The organism is Acinetobacter sp. YH01009 (assembly GCF_013420765.1).
Lineage (GTDB): Bacteria > Pseudomonadota > Gammaproteobacteria > Pseudomonadales > Moraxellaceae > Acinetobacter > Acinetobacter amyesii.
Genome location: NZ_VOYE01000002.1, coordinates 92,779 through 105,397 on the forward strand (window position 1 = coordinate 92,779; position 12,619 = coordinate 105,397).

The 12,619-nt window shown below is 38.9% G+C and carries 4 protein-coding genes and 2 pseudogenes; 1 reads left to right on the top strand and 5 read right to left on the bottom strand.

The genetic code is table 11. The features are described 5' to 3' along the window. Nucleotides 1–238 precede the first annotated feature (238 nt). Nucleotides 239–1,170 (top strand): annotated as a pseudogene (locus tag FTT76_RS03270) (IS5 family transposase). Nucleotides 1,171–1,322: 152 nt separating this feature from the next. Here the strand turns inward: FTT76_RS03270 and FTT76_RS03275 are convergent. The 5 genes and pseudogenes from FTT76_RS03275 to FTT76_RS03295 form a co-directional block, all read right to left on the bottom strand. Next, the gene (locus tag FTT76_RS03275; RefSeq protein ID WP_078192682.1) at nt 1,323–1,580 is read right to left on the bottom strand and encodes a hypothetical protein; all 258 of its coding nucleotides are present in this window, start codon (nt 1,578–1,580) and stop codon (nt 1,323–1,325) included. Nucleotide 1,581: 1 nt separating this feature from the next. After that, nucleotides 1,582–2,936: pseudogene (locus tag FTT76_RS17790) on the bottom strand (RHS repeat domain-containing protein); the annotation flags it as partial. 407 nt (nt 2,937–3,343) lie between these two features. After that, nucleotides 3,344–3,817 (bottom strand): hypothetical protein, encoded by a 474-nt coding sequence (locus FTT76_RS03285; protein ID WP_180010225.1) that lies wholly within the window; start codon nt 3,815–3,817, stop codon nt 3,344–3,346. Further along, nucleotides 3,814–8,976 (bottom strand): RHS repeat-associated core domain-containing protein, encoded by a 5,163-nt coding sequence (locus FTT76_RS03290; protein ID WP_180190034.1) that lies wholly within the window; start codon nt 8,974–8,976, stop codon nt 3,814–3,816. Before FTT76_RS03290 ends, FTT76_RS03285 begins: the two co-directional genes overlap by 4 nt. Nucleotides 8,977–9,041: 65 nt before the next feature. Then, on the bottom strand, nt 9,042–12,458 hold the full coding sequence (locus tag FTT76_RS03295) for a type VI secretion system Vgr family protein (protein ID WP_180190035.1): 3,417 nt from the start codon (nt 12,456–12,458) through the stop codon (nt 9,042–9,044). Nucleotides 12,459–12,619: the final 161 nt, after the last annotated feature.

A 12,619-nucleotide genomic window follows, 5' to 3' on the forward strand; every position in this document is an offset into this window, starting at 1 on the left:
GCAGTAAATAGATATATTTCTTGAGGATTTTTAAAGCCATACAGATCAAAAACTTGTTCAGAGTTTTCACTGAGATATATTAACGAAGCTGCGGAACTTTTAATAATATACATAAATAAAAAGTAAAAATCGCAGAAAAGAATATTAAAAAATTTACTAGATCAAAATTTTGAGGGAGTACAATGGCTTTGTTGAACAAACCTATCTGTAAAGGCTTTTTCAGCGATATAATTTTCAAATGAAGAAACCTACACACAAAATCTACCGCACAACCAATTGGCCCGCATATAACCGAGCACTCATGAGTCGCGGAAATATTGCCCTTTGGTTTGATCCTGCTACGCAATGGTATGCGCCATCAAAAGGCAAACAAGGGCGAAATCAAACCTACTCCGACGCAGCCATCCAATGCTGCTTAATAATTAAATCCTTATTTCGTCTGTCTTCACGTATGGTTACTGGCTTTATGCAAAGTCTGATTAAAATTTGCGGATTAAATTGGATAGCTCCAGATTACACCACGCTTTGTAGAAGACAAAAGCATATTGATATTGTAATCAGCTAACAAAAAAGTAGCGATGGGCTGCATTTACTCATGGACTCTACAGGCATGAAGTTTCGAGGTGAGAGCGAATGGAAGCGCAAGAAACATGGACCTGAATATCGTCGCCAATGGCGTAAACTTCATATTGGTATAGATACTAAAACCCTACAAATACGAGCAGTTCAGCTTACAACCAATAATGTCAGTGATTCACAGGTGCTTGGCGATTTACTTAATCAGATTCCACAAGATGAGCGGATTGACTCTGTTTATACTGATGGAGCTTATGACACCAAGCAATGCCGTCAGGTCATTGCAGATCGGCAAGAGGATGCGGTGATTCCACCTAGAAAAAATGCGAAACCATGGAAAGATACAAAGAGTAGCTCGCTAGAGGGAATGAATTATTTCGAACAATTAAACGTTTAGGCCGGACACTATGGAAAAAATGGTCAGGCTATCATCGGCGAAGTTTGGTTGAAACTAAGATGCATTGCATTAAATTATTAGGAGATAAACTCTTTGCAAGGAGTTTTGATAGCCAAATGAATGAGATCCATGCACGTGGAGCAGTGCTCAACAGATTTACGGAATTAGGTCGACCACTTACCCAAGTTACGCCTTAAATTTGGCTCAATTAGGGGGGGCTTTGTATTTCAAATCTTTGTGCAACAAAGCCTTTTAAAAGTAACTGTAGGTCAAATTTATGTCTTTTGTGCAGTTAATCGGTTCCTTTATGCTTTTAAAACCGTCACACCAAGCGTTTATGTTATTAGTATTATTTTTTAGTGAACCAAGTAAAAAACATAAAAAATAGCCCTCCTATTATTCCTATACCAATGCAAGTAATGAAATATAATATTATCAAATGTGTTTCCATAATTTTATCATTAATAACATCAATCAACATCCCCAAGAGGAAAGCTGATATACCTAAAACTATTCCCTTTATGAAACCTGCTAGATAAGGATAATTTTCAGATTCATAATTGGATATAAAAAATGATAAAATTACTTCAACTAGAATTGTTAACATTTTATTTATCCTGCTTCTTATCATCAGAGGTGCTACTATTAATTGCTCTAGATGATGTTTGTTGTAATGCAAATTGATTTGCCCAAATTACTAATCCACCAGTATTTTTTCCAGCAATGGCTGTAGGCACACCCGTTGTACCAACAAATGGAACTTTAGCTGTTTGTGCCATCGCCCCCCCCCAAGCTCCAAAAGCAGCTCCCGTACCTACGGCAACTAAAGATCTAGATCCATCCCATTGTAAACATTTACATTTATACATATCTTTTGCTTGTAAACTACTATCCACCAGTACACTACCACCAGTTGTTTTTACCACAGCCTGTCCCACTGGCGTTGCCGATATATTTTTCGCATTTTGTAAAGCCGTTTTCGATAAACTCGGTATACTTTTTATTCCTTCTCGACCTACTTTTAAAACCACTGGTGCTGCCTCTTTTCCACCTACAATAGCATAAGGGGCATAACCCGCTACGGCTACAGCTCCTAGGTTATTATTTCTCATAGCACCTTGAGCCTTTAAATCCTGAGCGAGTTGCGGATCTTTAGCCAAAGGTGACATAGTATTTGGAAGTAATTTTGCTAATACTCCACCGTTACTGCTACCTCTACTATTATTGATTACAGGAAAATCATTTCTTTGACTTTCTGTAGGACTTACAGCAGGCGTATTTGCTCTTAAAACCCTCCCTTTTTCCGCATCACTTTGTATTAATTCTAGTTGGGTTTTATTATTTGGATTATTTCTAGATTGTTGCACCATATTCTTAATTTGATTGTTGCTTTCCTCGCTGGCAGAATCAGTTAACCAAAATAATCCATTATCTTTCCCACCCATCAACCCCATCGGATCTACCCACTGATTAGGATCACTTACATATTTAGTATTATGTAAGCCTTCTAGCAACCCAATCGGATCATTACTCACATACCTTGCCTTGCGTAATTTTAAAGCAGTGCTTTAAAATTTCTTAGGCTCATAATAACGGTAACGGTTATAATGTAATCCTGTCTCTCCGTCATAATATTGCCCTTGGAAGCGAAGATTGCTTTGCTCAAGTAAATTATGAGAAGCCTTTATTTCTAAAGCGTCACCCCATACATTCTGCTTAATTTCCCAAATACACTCACCTAATTCATTAGTTAATGTTTGTGGTGTACCAACTTGGTCACAGTGATAAAAAAGCACCCGTTCCAATTCAGCTTTATTTTTTCGTGTTTCCCTTTTCCATATGGGATCATTATAAAACGATATTCTTCATGCTGAAATTGAGCATAGTAAGGGATTTTTAAAAGCTTGATAAAACCGGTATAACCTGTCTGCAGTAACGGTACGAAACTCTGTGGTTTACAGACTTAATACACGATTTTTATGCTTCAATTTTAAATCAACAAATAAAAAGCTAATACAATGATTATGTAACGTTGGTGCAGGGATTAAGTGTAGTACTTTTTCCACAATTACCTTAATTCATATTAAAAAAGCCTAGAGAGGCTTTTTCTTTTTACATACCATTCTAGAAATATATTAAGATTTTATTTATATCAAAATATTAAGCAACAAATTAGCTAAAAATTTCTTTCTCAGTCATCCTAATGAAATCCATACACTTATAGCCATGTTAAACAAATACACAGAATTAGACCGACCTCATAACCAAGTTAATACTTGAATAAGATTAAGTCATGGATAACCTATCTTTAAAATTTTTATGTAATTAATAAAGTCAAATAAACCTATTAAAAAAATTATAAATAAGTTATCATAAATCCTCCAACTCTATATTTTCCAATTCATCATTGCGGCAATAATTTACTTTTCCTTCACTATACGACATAATGACTAGCCATTTTTTTTGATTAAATGGTAAAACTTCATTACCTGCAAAATTTCTATATTTTTCTTTTTCTGGAAATAGTGCACCCAAATAAATTTTCTCACCAAAACAATATTCAAAAAATTTATCTTTAGCTGATATTATTCTCCACCCATCTTTTTTTAATTTATTATCAATCTGTTTAAAATCACTTAAGGAAAGATCAGACTTATTTATTTGAGTCACTGAATATTTATTATCAATTTTATCTATTAAGACCTCTTCATTGGGTTCAAAATCTTTAAAGAATTTATAAGTAATTGTTTTAAAGTACTCCCCTTCTTTAGTAACTTTTGTATTTGTACAAGATACTAATATAAAAATACTCATTAATAATAAACTTAGTTTTGAAAAAATCATTTTCTATTAGCCTTATTTAAAAATTCAATTTGATAAATACGCTGACTTGAAGTTACACCTTCCGACATATCAATTCTTGGGCTACCGCCACCCACCTCAATTCCAATTTGGGCATTTGGGTCAAACCATTTTTGAGTATGTGGAACAGTCACACCACCAACAACACCAAAAAATCCAACAGATGTAGTAACACTCTTACCAGGTAACCATCTGTTAACAAATTCTGCTATATCCGCTCTATCTGCTTGGGATTTATTAGTAATAGTGCCAAAACTACAGCTCCCACCTTTAGCTGCCACACTTTGAGAAATTCCCTTTGCCAATTGAAATGGCGACAAGTTTTTCGTATTTAGCATTTTAGTAACTTCATTTGGAATAGATGTTCCACTAACGCTTCCTGTTAAATACACGCTACCATCATGTAAGTTAACTACAGCTCCTGTAGATAATGGCCCCATTCCACCTGAACAAACTGCATAGTCTAAGGTACATTTATTTTCTAATATACATTTTGCAACTCTATCAATATGATCTAACTCTCTATCTCTAGCTATACCAGTTGGACTATACTTTCCAAAGTTTTCATGACCTTTTTGTATTTGATCCCTTTTTTCACCAACCCACTTCTGGGTTTTTTCCAGAAAATTATAGCCTTTAAAATCAGGTTGTTGATTACTATTAATTTTATTTGTACCCTTTGATATCTTTTCCAGTTGTTTACTTCCACGATCCAAAGTTTCAAATGCTGCTTTATTTTGTTGTATAGCATTACGATAATCCTGACTAGCTTTATTACTATAATCTGATGATTTATAAGATGATGATTTATTTTTAGATGTAGCTTGTGTACTTGAACGTTGGTTAAGTTTGGCAATGTATTCCTGAGCTTCAGAATTTAAACCTTTACTTCCAGGCACATACCTATCGGAATATGTCCCATCGGGATGAATAAATACTTTCGCCAACCCCAACGCATCTACCCACTGATTCGGATCACTTACATAAGCTAAATTATTAAGTCCGCCAGCTAGTCCAATCGGATCTTTACTTACATATCTCGCACTATGCGGCTCATAATAACGGTAACGGTTATAATGTAAGCCAGTTTCACTATCGTAATATTGCCCTTGGAAACGAATATTGGTTTGCTCAAGTAAATTATGAGAAGCCTTTATTTCTAAAGCGTCACCCCATACATTCTGCTTAATTTCCCAAATACACTCACCTAATTCATTAGTTAATGTTTGTGGTGTGCCAACTTGGTCACAGTGATAAAAAAGCACTCGTTCCAATTCAGCTTTATTTTTTCGTGTTTCCGTTTTCCATAGCGGATCTTTATAAACCGAATAATCTTCATGCTGAAATTGAGTGTAATCTGGGGTTTCTAGAAGCTTGATAAAACCTGTATAGCCCGTTTGCAGCAGCGGTACAAAACTCTGCGGTTCATAGACATAATGCTTAGTGTAGTTTTCTTCAACGTCATTAGATTGCTGTGACTCCCAAATCATCAGGTCACCGTCCCAGCCGAATAAGGTCAGGGTTTGCGCATTTTGATTTTTCTTGTATAAACGCCTTCCAAATACATCATAACCATATTCAGTCGCCTGACCATTAAGCTCACTTTGGATCAAACGGTTCAGGTTATCCCACGTCAGTTTTAATGTTTTACCTGCATGGCTGCTTTCAATCACATTGCCTTGCGCATCGTATTTATAGTTTTTACCCTGATATTGAGCGATCAAATTACTTTTCACTTGAGACGCCTGCGTGGCAATCGGGTCAATTAAATTCCCCGCAGGGTCAAAAGTAAAGCTTTCCGTTTTATGCACACTTTGACTCTGTATCAAACGGCCAACCGCATCATATTGATAATTCAGCTTGCCTAAACGGCTGTCGTCCACCTGCGTGAGTAGATAATTTTGATCATAATGATACTGCCGTTCCGCCTGATGCTGTACTCGCCCTAAAGTCTCTTGCTCTGGCTGAATCAGCTGCGAACTGAGTAAACCCACATCATTATAATTTTTGGTTTGAACCAATCCATTGGCGAGCATCCGCGCAGTTTCACGGTGTAAATCATCGCGCTGAAATGCCACCATGTCTTTTTTATTTAACGCAATGCCATAAATATGCCCTGAACCATAACTCAAATTGCTTTGAACCTGTCCATCAGGGCGAATCGTTTGAGTTAAATTTCCCAGCACATCATATTCATAACGCAGCACAGCCGTCAGCGGAGTTAAATGCGGCACTTTATAATGCTGATGCTCACGGACCAATTGGCCAAGCGCGTTGCGATAAAAATCGATTTGACTGTCTTTATTCGTCGCCTTACTCAACTGATGATTCAGGTTGTATTCAAATTCTTCTGTTTGACTTACACGAGTTTGTGCATGGGTATAAGTTTTTGAAGCGATTGCACCATCAGCAAAATATGCAAATTGAGTAAACACATTCGGCTGACGGATTTGGAACAGCTGACCGTTTTCATTGTAGCTATAATATTTTTCTTCGCCGTCGAAGGCCTGTTCACGTGTCAATTGACCATAACGGTTATATTCAAATAAATATTCTGCATGGTTTTGATTGATCAGCTTTTGAATACGGCCTAGCTGATCCCATTGGTAGCCAATTTGATGACGGTTCGCATCTATACGCTGTTCGAGCAAACCCGCAGCATTATAACGGTACTGCGTGCTTAAACCTTTGGTATCCGTATGCTTCAGCAAGCGCCCTTCTTCATCATGCTCAAATTGTTCCTTTAAACCATCAGGATAGACAATTGCTCTAAGCTGACCTTTGTCTTTACCTTCTGAGCTGTAGATATATTTGATTTGCTGCGCAGCAGCAGACTGCTGGGCCGTCAGTGCGCCTTCTTCATCGTATTCCCATGCGCTTTCTTTACCTGAACAATCGCTATATGCGGTCATTTGCCCCAAATCATTGTATTGAATTTTTTTAGAGCCGCCTTTGGCATCAATGATTTCTACAACTTGATTATCGTTGTTGTATTTATATTGCGTGCTATAACCTAAAGGATTAATTTCCTTCGTTACATTACCGTCTGCATCGTATTCTTTTTTCCAAATATGACCTTCTGGATCTTTAGTTTCCGTCAAATTTCCTGCTTCATCATAGGCAAAACGGATGATGCCTCCATTCGGCTGTACGATTTTAACCAACTGATCTTGCTCGTTATAAACTTGTTCGGTTTCTAGGCCTGCAAAATCAATTTGACGGGTAATACGTTTTTGACTGTCACGCGATAGCCATTTTTCACGGCCATCGGCTAAGCGTGTGCGATAGGTAAAACCATCTAAATCAAAGTAGTAATAGGTTGGCACATCATAAGCATCGTACACAGCAACTTGGCGCAGTCTCGGGTGCCACTCCAAACGTGTTTTAAAACTACCATCATCTGCCCATTCTGCGATGGCTTTGGCATTCGCCTCTTTTGATTCATAACGGATATTTTGCCCACGACCAGTACGGTCGGTATAACGGGTCAGCTGATGCGCATCATTATATTCATAGCTGCGTACATGGCCATTTTGATCCACTGCCTGAATTAAATTACCTTGCGTATCATATTCATAGCGTGAAACTGGCTCTGCCTGTTCATCCACAAAAGCAGCGATAACTTTTACTTGATCATTAAAGGCAAACTTGAGCTGATGCTTGCCTCGTTTCAATTGAAAATCAATGCCTTGTAGATAAGCCTGCTGCTCAAACAAAATATAACTTAAAGCAACTTTTTCATCTGTTTCTTCATTAAATTGCTGAATCAACTGATAGTGTTTTCCGCCATTAAAGCTATGGAAATGAAAACTCCACGCTGAACCAAAATTCAGCAGCAAGTCTTCATTTTCTAATGGTTCTATACTAAAGCCTTCATAAGGCACCGTATAAGCCTCATACACAATTGATGCAGGCAGCTGATGCTTGCGGCCATTGCTGTCTATAAACAAATAGCCGTTTTTATTTTGGCAAATGACATTCGAAAAAGGCATCATCCAACGCGCACCCATGAGGCTTTGGTCAAACTCATGCATTTGCGAGTTATATTGACGGCTAAAGCTGAAACCCACTTTAGGTAAATAAAAATCGGTATGATTGACCCGTTCAGCACCGATAGAATAGCTGATACTGTGCTTAGACTGCGAGTCAGCCCCTTGGCAAGGCGGATTATTCAGTGCATCGGCCTGCAGCGTCACAAACTCTAAAGTATCCCCTGTGGTGTGCTGCTCATGTTCCCCAGTTTGATTAATCGGCACACTGGCATTGGCTTTGTTACCTTGCGTTTTAATGGCTTTTAAGGTTTCTTGAATTAGCCATGCCAAACTGTATTTTAGACCTGCGTTAGCTTGACGTTGAATTTCATTTGGAAATGAACTCAATGCCTGAGTTGCTTGAGTTTGTAGCAGCGTGCCTGTTTGTTCTTTCCTTATTTTAGGCAGCATATTGGCAAGTGCGCTAGTTTTACTTAAATCAATCAGCGGTTTTGCCCAATTGCTAAATTGTTCTGTCGGATCACGCTTTTCCGCAGTTGCACCAAAACTAATAGTGGGTGAAACCAGTCCTGACTGAATCGGCGCTGCAAAAGTATTTAGAATAGACGTGCCTAAAGTTGTTGCGCCACTTAATAATGCGGGAAGTTTGGCCTGTGTTTCAGTCAGAAACTTTTCTAAATCCCCTGCCATTTGCGCATTTAAATGCAAAGACATGCGACGGATATCGGCTTCTTTGACTTTACCATTTTGCGGATATAAACATTCAGCCATGAGTCCCAATAAAGGACGTAAAGCCATTCGTACATGAGCTTCGGCTTTGGGTTCTAAGTATAAACCAATCAAGTTCATACAAAGTAAAGCGCCTTGCTGTACTCCTGACTCACCTTGTTTTTGCTCAGTACAAAACAATAGTAAATCTAAGACTGAACCTGAAAGTGCAAAAATATTGGCAACCGTTGGTACATTAGCAAGACTTTTCAACTGCCCTAAGTTGGTATTACCACATTGCTTTAAATAGTTTTCAATTTGATGTGCAATAAACTTATGATCTTCTGTATGCGTCACACTCTCTAAGTTAAAAATCGCCAGTTCAACTGCTGGCTTAGTTGTTGTCTGTTGTTCTTGTTGAACATTTTGCTCAGTTGTCATGTAAAAACCTATTACTCAAATTCTAAATATTTAAAATTGTGTTTTGCTGTCGCTCTTATGAAGTACTAACCATTGTTCTTTTTCGGTCGTGTGGTTTCACTGTAAGTGAGGTAAGGACTTGAATATTGTTTCCGGTCCACCCAATCATCATCACTAGCAAGGACAGGTATCGCTTTTTCTGGTGCAGCTTCCGCTACTTTTATTTCAGTAACTTTAGGCACTGCGACTGGTGCAGCTGTCACATTCATGGGTGTTACCGCACCTTCTCGAATGGTTTCCGTATAAGTCAATGCGCGTGTGGAATAAGAAATTTTACGGCCCACTATATCCTTATCAATGGTTGCTTGTGAGTTCTGAACTGCGGCAGCAGTTGACCCAGAAACGATGCCGTTACTCATTCCACTTCCACCTAATACACTGGATAAGCCTTGTGCCCCCTGACCCAAACTTGCCATTTGTGAAGCAGAAAGCCCCAAGTTGAGTTTCGATGAAATTGCAGATAGTGCAGAGTTGGTGACTTGGTCTTTAAATTGATTTAACGCTTGTCCACCAACATCTTTTAATGCATTTTTTCCGATATTTTTTAAAGAATCTGCATTTAAATTAAAGAGATTATCTTTTAACTGTGATGTTAAATTTTGCCCCAACGAACCCAATGTATTTTGTAAAAAGTCCGAAGCGCCTGGTACCACTTTTTCCGCCCAATCATAGTTGCGATTAAAGTGACTAGACTGATCCCACGCACTGCGTGGATCTTTATCAAACTCAACTTTAGCCGGTCCTGATGCAATACCCGTTACTTGAGCAAAGCCATTGCCGTCTAATTTTCCTGTAACTTGCTTGCCCAAAGCATCAATCACTTTAAATCCAGTTCCGCTAAAGAAATCTTGACCACCATAGCTCTTAAGCAGTTCTAAGGCCCCTTTCATCGGATTAGAAGCAGGAAGTTGTGCAGACTTGCTAGCACTCAATGCTGGTTTAAATAGATGCTGCCCTGCATTTACTTCAAATTTACCGCCGGTCTTAGCAAAAATTCCCGAGCCATTTAAAGTAATTTGGGAAGTAGCTCCTGTGATCACAATCTCTTTCGGACTGCTAATCTCTATTTTGTCCTCAGTAGAAGAAATCGTAATTCCTTTTTTTGCCAAAATATCCAAAGCATCAGACTGTGCCTGAATTTCGACTTTACTTTGTGCAGCTACGGCTTTAATGCCACCTTGTGCTGCAAATAAACTGACTTTGCCCAGTGCTTGGCCCACAATATTTTTTTGCGTACTCAGGTTAATGCTATCACCGGCAATTTGGTTGATCATGCCTGTTGCAGATAAATGAATATCCTCTGGTGTACTAAGTGCAATACCATCCACTGAGTTAAGTAAAAGAATGGCTTTTTTAAATTTAGCGATATCTTTTTCTATTTCACTGGCAAAAGCTTTTAGCTGTTCAACAGATTCAATTTCATCTGTTTTTTGTTGCTTTGCAATATCACTTAAAGACTTACTATTACTATGACTCGTCTCCAGCTGTGTTCTTGCAATCTCTGCATCTAAATGTTCGCCACTGGCCTTTTCCTGTTTATAAGTCGACACCAATAAACCTTGTCCAGCCCGAACCGCTCCCCATTGATCGGTCCGCAGCTCAAAACCTTCACCCCGATCTTCACTTTCTGCTTTATCTTTTGGGTGACTGAGCTTACCGAGGTTCAGTTGGCTCGCACCATGGCTACTTTGCAACTGCGTACTAATTTGTCCTGTGGTGTCATCAAAGCGTAATTGACCAAAACCCTCTCCCGCCACTTCTTTGGAACGAATTCCCGCAAGTTTTTTGGTATCGGGTAATTGTCCTTTATTGTCAAATTTAGTGGGACTACGCTGCGCTTCATGAATACGACCCACGACAAAAGGTCGGTCAATGTTGCCATCAAAGAAATCAACGACGACTATTTCACCAATTCGAGGTAAGAAGCGTGCGCCATAACCTTCGCCGGCCCAAGGCGTCAGTACATCAACCCAAGCCGAGTCTGTGTCATTATTGTTCGCACCTGCACCACCATCATGGCCATGATCATCAGAACGGGTAAACAGAAAACGGACTTTTATCCGCCCCCATTCATCAACATGAATTTCTTCACCGGCAGGCCCCACAACTTTAGCACGCTGCGGATGTGTTACTGGTCGATGTGTAAGTGGATTAAATTCAGGGACGGTCGTAATATTTCGACGTTGCAAAGTCAAGGTATTGGCTTGGCGTTCATCCGCATCGCTTTGTTTGACTTGCCACTGACTTTGATGGATCAGTTGTGTAACTTGATCGGTTAAGTCTTTGGGTAAATTATTTTGGTTATAAAAAGACTTAGATAAAATCAAAAATTCTTGATCGGCACCACGATGCTGGTCAATCTCTGGATGCTCATCCAATTTGAACCAATAACCAACTTGTGTATCACGCACGGTACTTTTAGCAATAAATTGTTTGGCTTGAGCTGCATAATAATCACTAAAATTTTGATTGAGACGTTCTACTTGAGCACTATTAGAAGCTGTTGCAGCATCTTCACCATTCAGATCTTGTATCCATGCAGGGCTCACATGCCATGCCTGCTCTAAGCTTAAGCTCGCATTATCTTGATTTTGACTATGTAGGTGCTTGCTTTGTACTGCACCACCCCCCTCGTCCTGTTCAAGCACATCCGCCTGCCACCGCTGCACATGTACCGACGTCGGCTGCAGACTGCGCTGACCGATAAAACTGGTCATACTGTCATTTTTTTCAGTCGCACTACTGCGATGAAAACGGATATTACGTCGCTCCAAAGCTTGATATTGACTATTATCATCAATCAAACGTAGCTTTTGGGCTGCGATGGGTGCCGCAGACGATGTTACAAAAGATTGAGCTTCATCAACCAACCAATGAATGCCTTCACTGCGTAATAAGCGGGTAATAAAATCATAGTCGGTTTCATTACTTTGCATCATGAATGGTCGAACGTCATACTCTTTTTTTAAGCCACTTAAGTCCAAACTTAAGCTCGCTGCAAAAAGTGGGCTCTTTTTTTGCCATTCCTTAAAAATAATCTCGACCACATCTTTGACCGATTTATTCATAAACACGCGGCTATTACGACGCTTATGCCACAATGCCGTTGCATCTTCTAAGGTCAACTTATATAGCGTTAATGCACCATCACTTTGGCCTTGAAATGCTTCTGTAATGATCCCGGTAATACGAAAAAGTTGCCCCGCATCGGTCACCTGATCGATTGCGACTTGCGTACCAATAAATTGTTTCAGTTCGAGCGTGGCAGAAGTTGAGAGACAGATGAGCTGAACATTCAAACCTTCACTTAAGGCATGTTCCCCATCAATACGTTGCAAGAATACTTGTTCATTCAGCGTGGTATTGGAAAATTGAATATGCAAGGCACGTTTTTGTGGACTAATGCCCAATTTTTCAAGTGCAGAATATATATTGTTCAGCATCGTTATTATCTAAAATCAGATTTTTATAAAATATGCGGGGTATTTAATCAAAAAAACTCATATTTTTCTAGGCATAATCTGCCTGCTTTGTTGGGTTTTATGTAAGTAAAAATTCAAATTTCCACATCAATTCTTTATGTTATTTTTACTCTATTTATTTC